The organism is Phytohabitans kaempferiae (assembly GCF_042433955.1).
Classification (GTDB): domain Bacteria; phylum Actinomycetota; class Actinomycetes; order Mycobacteriales; family Micromonosporaceae; genus Phytohabitans; species Phytohabitans kaempferiae.
The window spans coordinates 284,052-299,734 of sequence record NZ_JBHLUH010000039.1 but is presented as its reverse complement, the minus strand read 5'-3'; the positions used below and the strand labels follow the sequence as shown (position 1 = coordinate 299,734).

9 protein-coding genes and 1 pseudogene are annotated in these 15,683 nt (G+C 71.9%); 5 read left to right on the top strand and 5 right to left on the bottom strand.

Going from position 1 to position 15,683, the window contains the following annotated elements:
* The first annotated feature begins 16 nt into the window (after positions 1-16).
* The 3 genes from ACFFIA_RS19865 to ACFFIA_RS19855 all read left to right on the top strand — a co-directional run bounded on the left by ACFFIA_RS19865 (position 17) and on the right by ACFFIA_RS19855 (position 4,858).
* Complete coding sequence (locus tag ACFFIA_RS19865) at positions 17-1,336, top strand: ABC transporter substrate-binding protein (protein WP_377252995.1); 1,320 nt, start codon at positions 17-19, stop codon at positions 1,334-1,336.
* 4 nt (positions 1,337-1,340) lie between these two features.
* A complete protein-coding gene (locus ACFFIA_RS19860) occupies positions 1,341-2,882 on the top strand; it encodes an FAD-dependent oxidoreductase (RefSeq protein ID WP_377252994.1) in 1,542 nt (513 codons plus the stop codon).
* Between the two features lie 338 nt (positions 2,883-3,220).
* The gene (locus ACFFIA_RS19855; protein ID WP_377252993.1) at positions 3,221-4,858 is read left to right on the top strand and encodes a pectate lyase family protein; all 1,638 of its coding nucleotides are present in this window, start codon (positions 3,221-3,223) and stop codon (positions 4,856-4,858) included.
* A 71-nt stretch (positions 4,859-4,929) separates the two neighbouring features.
* Here ACFFIA_RS19855 and ACFFIA_RS19850 read toward each other — a convergent pair.
* A pseudogene (locus ACFFIA_RS19850) lies at positions 4,930-5,187 on the bottom strand (VOC family protein); the annotation flags it as partial.
* Between the two features lie 391 nt (positions 5,188-5,578).
* Here ACFFIA_RS19850 and ACFFIA_RS19845 point away from each other — a divergent pair.
* Both ACFFIA_RS19845 and ACFFIA_RS19840 read left to right on the top strand, forming a co-directional pair.
* Positions 5,579-8,917 (top strand): S8 family serine peptidase, encoded by a 3,339-nt coding sequence (locus ACFFIA_RS19845; RefSeq protein ID WP_377252992.1) that lies wholly within the window; start codon positions 5,579-5,581, stop codon positions 8,915-8,917.
* 132 nt (positions 8,918-9,049) lie between these two features.
* Positions 9,050-10,837 carry a condensation domain-containing protein gene (locus ACFFIA_RS19840; RefSeq protein WP_377252991.1) on the top strand — a complete coding sequence of 596 codons (1,788 nt, stop codon included), beginning with the start codon at positions 9,050-9,052 and terminating at the stop codon, positions 10,835-10,837.
* A 232-nt stretch (positions 10,838-11,069) separates the two neighbouring features.
* Here the strand turns inward: ACFFIA_RS19840 and ACFFIA_RS19835 are convergent, their stop codons facing one another.
* Genes ACFFIA_RS19835 through ACFFIA_RS19820 form a run of 4 tightly spaced genes read right to left on the bottom strand, consistent with a single transcriptional unit; the run spans position 11,070 to position 15,666 of the window.
* Positions 11,070-12,953 (bottom strand): hypothetical protein, encoded by a 1,884-nt coding sequence (locus ACFFIA_RS19835; RefSeq protein WP_377252990.1) that lies wholly within the window; start codon positions 12,951-12,953, stop codon positions 11,070-11,072.
* 26 nt (positions 12,954-12,979) lie between these two features.
* Positions 12,980-13,684, bottom strand: coding sequence for a hypothetical protein (locus ACFFIA_RS19830; protein ID WP_377252989.1), 705 nt, complete (start codon positions 13,682-13,684; stop codon positions 12,980-12,982).
* A gap of 12 nt (positions 13,685-13,696) precedes the next feature.
* On the bottom strand, positions 13,697-14,482 hold the full coding sequence (locus ACFFIA_RS19825) for a hypothetical protein (protein WP_377252987.1): 786 nt from the start codon (positions 14,480-14,482) through the stop codon (positions 13,697-13,699).
* Entirely contained in the window at positions 14,479-15,666 is a 1,188-nt protein-coding gene (locus tag ACFFIA_RS19820; protein WP_377252985.1) for a S8 family serine peptidase, read from the bottom strand. The genes ACFFIA_RS19825 and ACFFIA_RS19820 overlap by 4 nt, the downstream gene beginning before the upstream one ends.
* Positions 15,667-15,683 lie beyond the last annotated feature (17 nt).

The following is a 15,683-nucleotide window of genomic DNA, read 5'->3' as shown; positions in this document are numbered from 1 at the left end:
CTTTGGAGATAAGCCCATGGCCACGAACCTGGACCGGCGCCGCCTGCTGAAACTGGGCGCCCTCGCCGCGGTCGGCGCCGCCACCGGCGGCTCGCTCACCGCGTGCGGCTCTGGAGCCGGCGCCGGCGACGGCGTCGCGGAGCTGAGCATGTGGACCTTCCTCGACCCGGCCGGCACCGACCCGCGCGGCAAGGCGCTCAAGGAGATCGTCGACGGCTTCAACGCCAGCCAGAGCGCCGCCAAGGTCACCGTCACCAGCATGAACTACGCCAAGATCGACGGCGAGGTCATCCGGGCCGCGAACACCGGCGGCGGCCCCGACATCGTCAACATCTACACACCGCAGCTCGCCCAGCACGTCGAGGGCGGCAGCGTCCAGGAGATCGACGAGTACGCCGCCGAGTGGCTGAGCCAGGCCGGCTCCGACTACCTCTTCCCGATCGACAGCGCCAAGGTCGACGGCAAGCTGATGGCCCTGCCGTGGGAGTCGCGGGTCTGGCTGCTCTGGTACCGCAAGGACATCCTCGACGCGTACAAGGTCAAGCCGCCGACCACGGTGGAGGAGGCGATCGCCACCGGCGCCGCGATCCGCAAGGCGTCCGGCGGCAAGGTCACCGGCTTCGCGGTCGGCCTGTCGGAGCAGTCGCTCGGCGCCGACTTCATGGAGAAGTTCGACCCGTTCACGGCCGCGTACGGCGGCGAGATCATCGGTGCCGACGGCAAGGCGACGTTCGCCAGCCAGGCCGGTGAGCAGGCGATGGCCCTGATCAAGAAGGCCGCCGACGCCGGGGCGATGGGCCGCGAGGTGCTCACCATGGGCGCCGACGAGGTCGTCAACGGCGTCAAGGCCGGCACGGTCGCGATGGCGATCGAGGGCAGCTACCGGGTCGCCACGACCCGCGCCGCCGAGGGCGTCGGCGACAACCTCGTCACGCTGCCGGTGCCGGGCATCGCCGCCGGCAAGAACATGCCGACCGCCGTCGCCGGCCAGACCCTCGCCATGGGCGCCAACACCGGGCACCCCGAGCAGGTGTGGGCGTTCATGCGGTACTACCTGAGCGCCGAGTCGCAGGCGAAGTTCGCGGCCGCCGGCGTGCTGCCGGTCCTCAAGAGCGTCTACGACAGCGACGCGGTCAGCAAGGCGGAGAACGCGGCCGAGCTGCTCCAGTGGCGCGACTACCTCGCCACGGACGGCAAGGTGTCCCGCTTCCCCGCCGACTACAGCGAGCTGAGCACCAACCTCGTCAAGGCCGCCCAGAACATCATCTTCAACGGCGCCGCCATCCCGGCCACTCTCAACGACGCGCAGACCCAGTACAACCAGAACAGGAAGTGAGCTCGTGACCTACCCCGCACCGACCGACAGCCGATACGACGTCATCGTGGTGGGCGGCGGCCCCTCCGGCTTCATCGCCGCGATCGCCGCCGCCCGGCAGGGAGCCCGGACGCTCGTCATCGAGAAGTACGGCTTCCTGGGCGGCATGGCCACCAGCGCGGCACTCGGTCCGATCTCCCCCTTCCACTTCGGCGACGAGCAGGTCATCACCGGCATCCCGCAGGAGTTCGTGGACCGCATGATGGAGCTCGGCGGCAGCACCGGGCACCTGCGCACCACCAACCCGCACGGCAGCGGCGCGTACCTGTGCTTCTACGACCGCGAGGCCTACAAGTGGGCCGCGCTGACCCTGGCGCTGGAGGCCGGCGTCACCCCGCTGTTCCACTCCTTCGCCAGCGGCGTCGAGCGGGACGGCGACAAGGTCACCGGGGTCCAGGTGACCAACAAGAGCGGCACGCGGACGTACCACGCGAAGGTCGTGGTGGACGCCACCGGCGACGGCGACGTGGCGGCGCTGGCCGGCGCCGAGTTCGTCATGGGGCGCGGCGGCGACGACCGGGCCGCCCAGCCCAGCACGATGATGTTCGACATGGCCGGCGTGGACACCGCGGCGGTCAAGAAGTACATGGACGAGCACCCCGAGGACTTCGAGTGGGCCTCCGAGCTGGTCGCCGTCCGCCCGTACGCGGAGAGCCTGCCGCAGCGGCACTTCGTCGGGCAGGGCTTCAAGAAGCTGGTGCGGGAAGGACTGGACTCCGGCGATCTCTACCTGGGGCGCGACTCGGTGCTCTTCCTGACCACGACCCACCCCGGCGTGCTGCACTTCAACTCCACCAGGATCAAGGACATCGACGGTACCGACGCCGCCAGCCTGACCCGGGGCGAGATCGACGGCCGCAGGCAGGTCATGTCGCTGAGCAAGTTCCTGACCAAGCACATGCCGGGCATGCGTGACGCGCGGCTGATCGCCACCGGCACGCAGATCGGCATCCGCGAGTCGCGGCACATCCTCGGCGAGTACGTCCTCACCGGCGAAGACGTCCTGCACGGTGTCAAGCAGGACGACGCGGTGTCGCGGGGCTACTTCCCCATCGACATCCACAACCTCAAGGGCAGGGAGGGGTACGGCGAAGACCCCGACGCCGGCAAGTGGACCGACCTGGAAGACTCGTACGACATCCCGTACCGGTCGCTGGTCCCCAAGCGCCTGGACGGCCTGGTCATCGCCGGCCGCACCATCTCGGCGACGCACGAGGCGCACGGCTCGTTCCGTACCCAGGGCGGGGTCATGGGCATCGGCCAGGCGGCCGGCGTCGCGGCGGCGGTGGCCGCCCTCGACGGCGTGGAGCCGCGGAAGGTCGACGTGCCGCGCCTCCAGGAGGCGATCGTGGCCACCGGCGGCTCGATCCGCCGGGACCCGGAGCGGGTCGCCCGCGAGCGCCAGGCGGCGATCGACGCGGTCAAGCGGGACCTCGCAGCCGGCAAGATCTCCGAGCAGTACCTGGCGGACGCCGGCACCTTCACCGGACGGGCACCGCGCCTCTGACCGACCAAAGGCGCCCGCACCACGGAGGTCAGCTCCGCGGTGCGGGCGCCGCGCCGTGTGCGCCGCTCGGTGCGGCCGCTGCGCGCCGCGACGCCGCCGGGAGGCAGCGCGCGCTCGCCGATCGCCTGCCTTACGATCGGTGCCAATCCTGCGAATGACGGGAGACCGGCGGCACCCCAAATCCCCACAATCGCGTTGGTAACCGCACCGACCGACGGGTCGGCTTCTGGTGTTGCGCCCGTTTGATGCAACAAAGCTGCATATAGCAGCCATTGACTGCTATAAGTCTTCCTTCCTACGTTGACAGGAAAGCGCGTTCCTACGTAGGGAGGCCCACCGTGCAGGAAGCGCACCCCGTCCCCACCCGCCGGCGAGGAACCGGCGCCCGGATCGCCCTGGTCGCCGGCGTGACCGCCGCGGCCACGGCACTCGTCTTCACCATCGGCAGCGCGGCGAGCGCGGCCACGCTCTTCTCGGACGACTTCGACGACGGCAACGCCAGCGGATGGAGCACCTCGGGCGGCAGCTGGTCGGTCTCGTCCGGCGCCTACGCGCAGTCGAGCACCGGCGCCAGCGCCAAGGCGCTCGCCGGCGCCACCTCGTGGACCACGGTCACGGTCTCCGGCCGGGCGCGGGCCACCACGTTCAGCGGCTCGTCCTCGCGTGGCATCGGCATCGCGGCCCGCGTACAGAGCACGTCGAGCTTCTACGCGCTCGTACTCACGCCGACCTCCGCGCAGATCCGCAAGGGCGCGACCAACACGCTCGCTTCGGCGCCGTTCACCACGGCGACCGGCACCTGGTACACGCTCACGCTCAGCGCGACCGGCAGCTCCCTGGTCGGCTCGGTCAACGGCACGCCGGTGGTGTCGGCCTCGGACAGCTCGTACGCCTCCGGCCGCGCCGGGCTCGTCGCCAACTACACCGCCGGCACCTTCGACGACGTCGTGGTGACCGACGCGGCCGGCCCGAGCCCGACCACGGCGCCGCCCACCTCTCCCCCGGTGTCACCGACCGCGTCGGCATTGCCCTCGACGCCGCCCACGTCCAACCCGCCGACCTCCAACCCGCCGCCACCGACCGGGATCATCGGCTGGGCCACGCAGGCCGGCGGCACCACCGGCGGCGCGGACGGTCCGACCGTGACGGTGAGCAGCTGGGCCGACTTCCGGACCCAGGCGCAGAGCGCGGGCGCGCGTACCATCCTGGTCAACGGCATGCTCAGCGGCTCGGGCACCGTCGAGATCACGGCCAACAAGACGATCCGCGGCGTCGGCGCGAGCTCCGGCCTCTCCGGCACCACTCTCAACATCGAGGACATGCGGCCGGCGAACGTGATCATCCAGAACCTCAACATCCGCGGCGTGGTCGGCGGCGACGCCATCCAGATCGAGAACGCCACGCACATCTGGATCGACCACAACACGCTCTCCAGCACGATCGAGAACGACCCCGACCACTACGACGGCATGCTGGACATCACCCACGCCGGCGACTACATCACCGTTTCGTGGAACGTCTTCCGCAACCACTGGAAGAACTCGCTCGTCGGCCACTCGGACGGCAACGAGAGCGAGGACTCCGGCCACCTGCGGGTCACGTACCACCACAACTGGTTCGACCGGACCTTCGAGCGCAACCCGCGCGTGCGCTTCGGCGAGACGGTGCACGTGCTCAACAACTACTACTCGAACATAAACAACAACACCGCCTCGTACGCCATCGCCTCCACAATGGACGCCGGTGTGCTCGTCGAGGCGAACGTCTTCGAGAACGTGCAGCAGGCGTGCTGGTCGGCAAGCGGGTACGCGGAGTCGGATCCGGGTCGCTTGGTGGCCCGCGACAACTCGCTCACCAACTCCGGCCCGTGCGAGACCAACGGCACGGTGGCCGCGCTGCCGTACGGGTACACCGCCGAGAACGTCGGCACGGTGAAGGCATCCGTCACGTCCGGTGCGGGGGCGGGGAAGCTCTGACCGGCTGACGACAGCGGCCGGTCCCAACCAGCGTCCCGGTGGGCGCCGGAGGGACCGGCCGCACCGTCTGGCTACGGGCCGTGCCCCCCGAACACCAGGCAGAACGGATGACCCACCGGGTCCGCGAAGACACGGTAGCGACCCTCCAACTCCCCCGGCAGCCGTTTCGCCCCGAGGGCCAGCACCGCCCGCTCCGCGGCGTCCACGTCGTCGACGCGAATGTCCACATGCAACTGCTGTGGACGCCACGGATCGCCCCAGGCCGGCGCGCTCCAGTGCGGGACACGCTGGAACGCCAACTGGCGGTCCCCCGGCTCGGCACCGATGACGACCGCCGGGCCATCCCGGCCGCGCCGTCATGGGCTCCACTCCAGACAGTCATTCCCGGCTCGGCGGGATACCTCGTGGCGCCCGGCGCGGCGTCGGCGGCGCCAAACGTGAACCGGCGCGAACCCCCCAAACCGAGTCGCCTTCGAATCGCGAGACAGCAGTTGGGACACCAAGTGAAACCACGCCCGTTTTGCCGGAACCGTAGTGACTCCTGTGGGCCTCCGCGTGGCCCAAGTGAGTCAAGTATCGGCAGACGCGGCGCGTGGTCTGTCCATTCCCGCAGTTGCGTGAAACGATGCCCGCACCCCCATGCGCCGACTTCGCGCCAGCCGCGGTCAACGCCGCGGGCGTGAGGAAGGCGCGCAACACCTTTCCTTGGGAGGGGATCGGATGCGCCAAAAGAAGTGGCTGCGGGCCGGATTCGCGGCCGCTCTCACACTCCCGCTGGCGGTGGTGACCTGGGCCAATCCCAGCGTCGCCGCGCCCAGTGGTGGTTTTAGCCTCGGGCAGAGGCTCACGCCGAGCGACCGGGTCGCCGCCGCGAAGGCGCCGACCAGCCGGTTGGCGGAGACCGACCCGACACTGCTGAACCGTACCGAGTCCACCCGGATCCCGGTCCTCGTCAAGCTGGACTACGACCCGGTGGCCACATACAGCGGTGGCGTCGCGGGGCTGTCCGCCACGAGCCCCGCGGAGACCGGCCGCAAGCTCGGGCGCGGCGCGGAGGTGCAGGCGTACCAGCGGCACGTCGTGCAGCGCGAGGAGAAGATCGTCGCCGACCTCACCAAGGCGGTGCCCGGCGCCGACGTGCGGCAGCGGCTGCGCACCGTCTACGGCGGCGTGTCGGCCACCGTACCGGCCAACAAGGTCGGCGACCTGCTGAAGGTCGACGGCGTGGTGGCCGTGCAGAAGGACCAACTGCGCCAGCCGCTGACCGACTCGAGCGCCGCGTTCATCGGGGCCACCAGCACGTACGGCGCGCTGGGCGGCAAGAAGAACGCCGGCGCCGGCATCATCATCGGGGTCATCGACACCGGCGCCTGGCCGGAGCATCCGTCGTTCGCCGACAACGGCAACCTCAACCCCCCGCCGGCCAAGGCCGACGGCACGCCGCGCACGTGCGACTTCGGCGACAACCCCCTGACACCGCAGAACGACGTGTTCGTGTGCAACAACAAGCTCATCGGCGGCGCGCCGTTCCTCGACACGTACCTGGCCCTCAACGGGGGCGAAGACTACGAGTCCGCGCGTGACAGCGGCGGCCACGGCACGCACACCGCGTCCACGGCGGCCGGCAACGTGCTCGACTCGGCGCCGGTCTTCGGCGTGGAGCGCGGCCCGGTCCAGGGCGTCGCGCCGGGCGCCTGGCTCTCGGTCTACAAGGGCCTCGGCGAGCAGGGCGGATACGACTCCGACCTGGCCGCCGCGATCGGGCAGGCCGTGCTCGACGGGGTCGACGTGATCAACTACTCGATCTCCGGTGGTGGCAGCCCCTTTACCGACCCGGCCGAGCTGGCGTTCCTCGACGCGTACGCGGCGGGCGTCTTCGTCGCGGCCTCCGCCGGCAACTCGGGCCCCGGCACGGCGACCACCGACCACGTGTCACCGTGGGTCACGACCGTCGCGGCGTCGACCCAGACCCGCGAGTTCAACTCCACGCTGACCCTCAAGAGCGGCGGCGACACGCTGACCCTGAAGGGCGCCTCGATCACCGCCGGTGTCACCGCGGAGACCCCGGTCGTGCTGGCCGAGTCGGTGTCGGACTATCCCGCGCTGTGCACGGAGCCGGCTCCGGCCGGCGCCTTCACCGGCAAGATCGTCGCCTGCGAGCGAGGCGTGAACGCCCGCGTCGAGAAGGGCTACAACGTCCTCCAGGGCGGCGCGATCGGCATGGTGCTCTACAACCCCACGCTGGCCGACATCGAGACCGACAACCACTGGCTGCCGACGGTGCACCTGGCCGACGGCACCGAGTTCGAGGCGTTCATGGCCTCGCACACGGCCGTGACGGGCACGTTCACCGCCGGCCAGAAGGAAAACGGGCAGGCCGACGTCATGGCCGCGTTCTCGTCGCGCGGGCCCGGCGGCTTCGGCATCAAGCCGGACATCACGGCGCCCGGTGTGCAGATCCTGGCCGGCAACTCGCCGACGCCCGACGCGGTCGAAAACGGCCCGCCCGGTGAGTACTTCCAGGCGATCGCGGGCACGTCGATGTCCGCGCCGCACATCGCCGGAGCGGCGGTGCTGCTCAAGTCGCTGCACCCCGGCTGGAGCCCGGGGCAGATCAAGTCGGCGCTGATGACCACGGCGAGCCAGGACGTGGTCAAGGAAGACCTGACCACGCCGGCCGACCCGTTCGACTACGGCAGCGGCCGGGTCGACCTGAAGAAGGCCCAGAAGCCGGGCCTGACCTTCGACGAGACGGCCGAGCGGATGCTGGCCATCGGCAACGACCCGGTCAGCGCGGTGCACCTCAACCTGCCTTCGGTGAACGCGCCGACCATGCCCGGCCGGCTCACCACGGTCCGCACCGCGAAGAACGTGACCAGCGGCAGCCAGACCTACCGCGTACACGTCAAGTCGCCGGCCGGCAGCAAGATCACTGTCACGCCGAGCGTCTTCACGCTGGGCGCCGGCAAGTCGAGGGACCTGAAGATCACCATTACCTCGACCACCACCGGTGGCCAGCAGTTCGGTCAGGTGATCCTCGACCCGGTCCAGAACAACCTGCCGACGCTGCGCCTGCCCGTGGCCTTCGTGCCGCAGCAGGGCGACGTCACGCTGACCAGCGAGTGCACGCCGGCGGACCGGCTCGTCTTCAAGGGCACGGCGGAGTGCACCATCACGGCGACCAACGACTCGTTCGGCGACGCCGTGGTCGACTTCGAGACCACCGTCAACGAGCACCTCAAGGTCTCCGGGGTCGAGGGCGCGACCGTGGCCGGCCCGCGGCGTGTGGTGAAGAACGACGTGGCGCTCGCCGGCGCCGAGCCGAGCGTGCCGTCGCTGTCCCCGGGCACCACCGCCGGGTACATACCGCTGGCCGCCTTCGGCGTCGCGCCGACCCCCATCGGTGACGAGGAGATCCTCAACTACAACGTGCCGCCGTTCAACTATGGCGGCGTGGTGTACACGAGGATCGGCATCGACTCCAACGGGTACGCGATCGTCGGCGGCGGCACGTCCGAGGACAACAACTGCTGCGAGCTGACCCAGATCCCCGACCCGGCCCGGCCAAACAACGTCCTGGCACCGTTCTGGACCGACCTGGACGGCTCCAACGACGAGGGTATCCGGGCCACCATCCTCACCGACGGGGTGAGCGACTGGCTGGTCGTGGAGTGGCAGGTGGACGTGTGGGGCACCAACTCCAACCGGCACTTCCAGATCTGGATCGGGGTCAACGGCGAGGAGGACATCGTCTTCGCCTACGACCCGGCCGCCCTGCCCGCCGCGCCCGCCGGACAGGACCTGATCGTCGGCGCCGAGAACGCCAACGGCAGCGGCGGTCAGCAGCTTCCGGCTGGCACGCTCCCGACCGAAGACCTGCGTATCACCAGCAGCCCGCCCGCTCCGGGCGCCTCGGTGTCGTACGTGGTCCAGGTCAGCGGGGTCGGCATCGGTAAGGGCGTGGTCACCACCGAGATGGCCGCGACCACGGTGCCGGGCGTCACGGTGGTCAAGTCGGAGCTGCAGATCAGGCTGCGCGCCGGCGGCATCGTCCAGTAACGACCGAACGAACACCGCGGCGTGCGCCGTGACCGCTCCCCCGGTCGCGGCGCACGCCCATTTTCGCGGTGATCCAGAGCACGTACACTGTGCGCGTTGCCGGCGGGATCGGTCGAAGGCGGTGCGACTGCGGTGATCCACGTCGATGAAGCCGGCGAGGTGAGCCTGACGCCACGCCCGGCGGTGCCGGTCCGGTTCGGCGGCGGGCGCGACGCGGAGGGGCCGTACACACTCGGCCAGGTCAACATCAAGGTGTGGCTGGACCAGTCCCCCGACCACTGCTACTCCACTCTCAAGTGGACGCTCGACCTGCCGGAGGGCACCACCGTCCAGCAGGTGGCCACCGCCATGGGCGCGCTGCTCACGCGGCACGAGGGGCTACGCACGCGCTACCTCGGCGGCGACCCGCCGGTCCAGCGCGTGGCCGGCTCCGGCGAGCTGTCCATCGAGGTCTGGTCGGTGGACGAGCACCATACCGGCCCGCCCGACCCGACCCGCCTCGCGCACGAGCTGCTCGCCCGGCTCGCCAGCGGCATCGCGCCGGACGCGCCGCTGCCCCTGCGGGTCGCGATGGCCGTCCGGGGCGAGCGGGCGGAGTCCGCCGTCATGGTCTTCTCCCACCACGCCGTCGACTTCCAGGCCATGACCGTGCTGGGCCGCGAGTTCACCGCGCTGCTGCGCGATCCGCGGGGCCTGGCGGCCGACGTCCACCAGCCGCTCGCCCAGGCCGAGGCCGAGTCGGACCCGCGCGCCCGGCGGCGCCACGAGGCGGCCATCCGCCACTGGGAGCGGCACCTGCGCCTGGTCCCCCAGAGCCTGTACGTGCGGCCGCGCACCGGACCACCGGCCGGCGGCGGGATCGGGCAGCTCTCGTCGCCGGCCGCCGCCACCGCGCTGCGGCACATCGCCAGCCGCACCCGCACGAGCCGCCCGACGATCGTGTTCGCCGCGATGTGCGCGGTGCTCGCCCGGCGCACCGGATACCGCGAGTGCCGGTTTCCGATCCTTTCTGGAAACCGGTTCGAGCCGAGGCTGGAGCAGTACGTCGGCACGCTGGCGCAGTCGGTGCTCGTCCGCCTCGACACCGATGGCGCGAGCTTCGACGAGCTGGTGCGGCGGGCGTTCGCGGCGATGCTCAGCGCCAGCCGCAACGGGGCCTGGGACGCCAGCGTGGCGACGCGGTTGCACCGGCGCGTGGCCACCGAACGGGGCCTGTACCTGCGGTTCGAGCCGCTGTTCAACAACCTGGTCGTCGACACGGCCGCGGCCGGCCCACCGCCCGATCCGGTCGACTCGCTGGCCGACGCGGCGTCCCGCACTGAGGTGGTGTGGCGGCCGGCGCCGCCCACGTCGATGCCGATCCGGTTCGACCTGTGGCAGGTCGACGGCCTCCTCCGGCTGAGTGGCTGGAGCTCCGACACCGGCCTTGTCGACCGGGACGAGGTGGAGTCGCTGCTGCGCGCGATCGAGCGGCTGCTGCTGGCCGCGGCCGGCGCCGACCTGGACGAGGCGGCCGTCGGCCCCGCCACCGGCCTGGAGCCGATCGCCCGCGGGCCGGGCTGGTTGCTCGTCGACTCCTGCTGGATCGAGCTGGCCGAGGTGCGGCGCCTGCTCGACGACGCGTTCGGCGCCGGTGCGGCCCACGCGTTCGCGGTGCCAGCGGCCGGAGCGGACGCCGAGCCGTCCGTGGGCACCGGGCTGGTGGCGTACCTGGCCGCCAGTGCTGGGCGGGACGCCGCACCGGCCAGCCCCGAGGAGGCGCACGCGCGTTGCCTGGCCGCCCTGCCTGGCCGGCTCACCGCGATGACCCCCCAGCGGTACGTCATCTGCGACGGCGCCCCGGAAGACCCGACCGACCTGGCGAGTTGGCAGCGCCTCCCGGTGCTCGCCGAAGGCTCGGGCCGCCCGCCGGCCGCCTGACCCCTCGATCCGGCTCTCGGTGCCGGCGAGAGGCGCTCGGGAAAAATCGCCACGGACGCACAGCGGCCCCGAGCCGGGAACACGTCGGGGTCGGGATTGACCTGCTTCCGGATGGAAACGGCCCCGCGTCTGGGCAGCGGACGCCCGAAGCAGGGCGAAGCCGCCTGGACCACGACGAGCATCGCGGCAGCCCAAATCCGTCCCTCGGAATAGATCGCCTGGCGCCGGGCCGCTACGCGCGGCCGAGCGAGGCCGGTGGCTCGGGGCGGTGCACGGCGCGTTCCGGTTGCTTGCCGATGACGCCGCCGCCCGGCGTCTCCAGGTGGAACGCCTCCTCGTCGGGGCGGATCTCGGCGGGCGCTGGCTCCTCGGGCACCGTTCGCCGCGGGGTCAGTTCCGGCGGTACGGCGGGCCCGCTCGTGGGCTGCCGGGCCGCGTGGCCGCGGAGCCGCTCGGGGACCTCCTCCAGGCGGGACGCCGGCTGGCCGGTCGGCGTGTGGGGGCGGCCCAGCACCGGACCGCTGGCCCGGTCGCGGGCGGTGCCGGCACCGACCCACTCCGAGCCGGGCGGGACCGGTGCGCCGGGGGTCCCGCGCCGGGCGGGAGACTGCCGTGGCGGCGTGGCCTGGGGCGGGGACGGGGCGTTGAGCACCGGCGGTACGGCGCCCGCCGGTGCGCCCGGTGCCGGTGGATCGGTCCGGCGAGGGCCGGTGAGCGGCGGTCGCTCCCGGTGCCCAGGGCGGGCCGGCGGCTGCCGGGGGTTGCCCAGGACGGGAGAGGCCGGCGGGGGCGGCCCGGAGAAGGCGCTCTCCGAGTCGGTCGGCCGCCCGGTCACCGGCCGCGCCGGCTCCTCGGTGTCCGGCGCGGTGGGGGCGCGGCCGATCGTACGCCCAGGTTGCGGCATGTTCGGCGGGAGTGACGGCGGCGCGGCCGGCGCGTTCCCGGCCTTGAGGACTCCATTGTGGACGCCGGGGCGGGGCGCGCCCGGAGGGAGCGCGGACGGCTGCGGCGGGGCCCCGGGCGGGAGCGCGCCAGGACCCACCGAAGGCCGTGTGACGGGCACGCCGGTGACCGGGCCAGCCACCGTCGGCACGGGCACGCCCGGCGGGGCAGGCACGGGCGGCACCGCCATGCCAGGCGGGACCGGGGCGGCCGGCACCGCCGGTGGGGTCGGCACGGCGGCCGGGGACGGGACGGCGACGGACACGTCCGGCCGCGCGATCATCTCGACCGGCGGCACGACGGGGTGGAAGAGCCGGGCGGCGGGAGGTACCGGCGGCGCCGTCGGCACCCCGGCCGGAGCCCCGGGCGGTGCCACCGAAGGCGCTCCCGGCGGCGCTCCCGGAAGCGCCGGAAACGGTGGATGCGGCGGGTTGAAGACCACGTTCATCGGCTCGAACAACGCCCCGTGACCCTCGCCGATCTTGGTGAAGGTCTCGGCGTACCTGCTGGCCACGCCGCTGGCATGCGCCTGGGCTATGCGGTTGTACCGCTCGTGGACGGCGTTGACCGCCTCCCGGGCCGCCTGCTCCTTCGCCTCGCCGGTGTCGCGGGAGACGCCGACCATGCCGGTGGAGCGGCTGAGGCTGGCCTTCCAGCCCTGCCAGATCTGCAGGTCCTCCTTGATCTCGTCCCAGGTGCTGAGGTCGCGGGCCGCCGCGATGTCGCGCTGGTAGTCGGCCCAGATCTCCTGCATCCGGGTCCGCGAGTCTTCGGCGATGGTGACCAGCGCGCGCAGCGCCTCCTTGTTGCTGAGCGTGGCCTCGATCCAGTCGTCCAGGTACGCCAGCGTCTCGCCCGGCCCCCGCTCCAGGAAGATGTCGCGGGCCCGCGACTCGCGCCACTCCCGCTCGAGCAGTCCGCCCTGGAGCAACAGCTGCGCGCGGATGCTCACCAGCAGGTCGTGTGCGTTCTGCCAGCGGTCCGCCAACAGCGAGATGTCCTCCGGATGCTGGTTCATGATCTTGCGGTTGATCATTTCGATGTCGTCGGCCCCGGTCGAGCCCGCCGGCTTCGTGTAGTCGAAGTTCTGCTGGACGTCGGCGTATCGGGTGCGCGCGTGCGGCACGGCACCGGCCGGAAGGGCCGTCACCTTCGCGCCCCAGTACTCCCCCATTTACCTCTCCCGCCTGGCTCGAAGCCTCAGTACATGCCCTCGACGCTGTCGAGCGCGCGCTGGCGGGGCGAGTCGTTTACGCCCGGTCCACCGGCGGTCTGCGGAGCGGTCCGGACCTGCTCGGTGACCTCCCCTTCCGCGTTCCTCGTGGTGACCGTCTGCGAGCCGTCCGCGTGCGTCTCCGTGGTCACCGTGCGGCGCGGAGTCTCGCCGCCCCGCGGTTCGCGCCTGGTCACCGGGGGTGCGCCGGCGGTGGGGCGGATGGCGGCCATCTTCTCCTCGTAGGTCTCGCCGGTGACCAACGGTGACAGCCCGGACGGCCGGGCCGCGCCGGGCTCGGCGAACGCGTACCGCACGGTGTTGAGCTCGATGGCGGAGAATCCGTCCGCCGCCCCGTACGTGTCGGCGATGGTCTGGGCCGCCATGCCGATGTTGAGCAGCGCGCTGCTCAAGCGCTGGAGGTAGTGGGAGAGTTCCTTCGCGTTGTCGCCCATCCTGGTGCGCACGAAGCTCGCCTCGCCGAGCACGATCCCTTCCCATGCCTTCATCGGGACGGAGTGCAGATCGTGCACGTAGCCCAGCTCGTCGCGCAGGTTGTCGTGGATGGTCTGCATGTTCTGCGCGAAGTCCCCCATGCCGTCCAGGTTGAGGTCGACCGGCTTCTGGTCACTCAGCCAGTCGGTCCTTGTGTTGAAGTTCGTCGCGGACTGGTACGGGTTCTCCTCACCCACAGGTGCCTCCCTTCAGCTCCGGCATTCCGCGCACGACCCGAGCAGCTCGGCGAACGCGCGGGCGGCCGTCTCCGCGCCCCGGCGGGCCTGCTCGGCGGGCATCGCACGCTCCCGCACGCGCGTGTCGTCCGAGCCGGAGTACGAGATTTCGAGGACGAGGTTGTCCAGCCGCGCCCAGATGGTGGTGCCGCCGTAGGTGTGGCCGGAGCGGGTGACCGAGTCCTGCGCGTACGCCTCCTGCCCGACCCCCTCCAGCGGCTCCACCGGCCCGAAGGTCGAGCCGCCGCCGGTCTCGCCGGTGTTCTTCCGCGCCGGTTCCAGGTGGACGTCGAGGAGGCTCTTGGCCTGCTCCGCCGCGGTCACCTGGCCGTCCAGGTAGGCGGTGGCGGTGACCTTCAGCGCCCTGGTCTGCGCGCGGCGCTTCCCCTCGGCGACGGAGACCTCCCAGTGGCAGTGGCTGCGCGCGCCCTCGTTCCGCTCCGCCCTCTCCGCCCGGTCGAACCCGTTGGCCTCCTCCGGGTCCGGAACCAGGTCCTGGACCACCGGCGCCGGCAGCGCGCAGGCGCTGGGGAGCCTGCGGTAGATCGGGCCGTCCGAGACGGCGGACGCCAGGGGCTTCGGCTCGGTCAGGGAGTCGAAGTACTTGTAGAGCGCGGCGGAGACGCCGCCGAGGCCCAGGCAACCGGCGAGCACGGCGACCGTCACGATCACGATCGTCTTCGTGTACGACCGGTGCGGCCGGGACCGCGCCGGGGCGGGAGGCGGCGGGTACTGGGCGGTGGGCGGGTACTGGTTCACGGCCGGCCCCACCCGCCCGCGGCGAGGCGCGCACGCCGGTCCCGGCGCACGCTCCAGACGATCAGCAGCGCGACCGCCCCGACGCAGAGCGCCAGGCAGAGCCCGCCGCCGATCCAGGGCAGGCGCCCCAGGAGCGCGTCGCGCCGTTCCGCGCTCTCCCGCTCCTCCCGCAATGCGTCGTACGCGGCGAAGACCGGGTTCGGCGCGTCCGCCGGTACCTCCTCGGTGAGCGCCCGCGCGGGGTCGATGACGCCGTAGCCGGTGGTCTCGTCCGGGCCCGAGGGGCCCGTGTCGCGCGCCGTCGCGATCACGCGCTGGACCACCTCGCGCGCCGATGCGTCCGGAAACCTGGCCCGGACCAGCGCCACCAGGCCGGCGACGAGCGCCGCGGAGTTACTGGTGCCGTTGCTCTCCACCCACTCGCCGTAGTAGTTCCGCATCGGCAGGCTCGCGCCCGGCGCGGCGACGGCGACGTACGGCTTGCGCTGGGTCTTCTCCCACGGCCGGCCGGACCGGTCGACCGCGCCGACGGCCACCACGCCCGGACAGGAGGAGGGCTCCTCGGTGTTGTTGTCGCCGTTGCCGTCGTTGCCCGAGCCCGCCACGATCACGACATCGCGCTCGATCGCGTAGTTGAGCGCGTCCTGCATCTCGGGCGAGCACCTTTCGCCGATCCGGATGTGGGCGATGGAAAGGTTGATCACCTTGGCGCCGTTGTCGGCGGCCCACCGGATGCCGTTGCGGGTATCCACACCGGTGGAGATCTTGACCGGCAGGATCGTCGACCTCGGCGCGACGCCGACCGCGCCACCCCCGGTCCCCCGGGCGGCCACGAGCAGGCCCATCTGCGTGCCGTGGCCGTTGAAGTCGTACCGCCCGTCGCTGCCCTCCTGATGCTCGGAGATGTCCACGCCGGGCAGGACCACGCCGTCGCGCATCTCGGGCAGGTTGTGGCCGTCGTCCACACCGGTGTCCACAATGGCCACCTTCACGCCCTCGCCCTGCGACACCGGCCAGACCGCGCGCTCCATCTGCCAATCCGTGAGGTACCACTGGCGCGGGTTCGGCTTGGGGACGGGCGCGGCGTACGCGGGCGCCGGCAGCACGGGCACAGCCAGAACGGCGAGCACCGCGCCGGCGGACACCGCGCCGAAACCGCGTGTGGATCGCTCTCTCAAAGTCACGCCCGCTACGGTGGCGG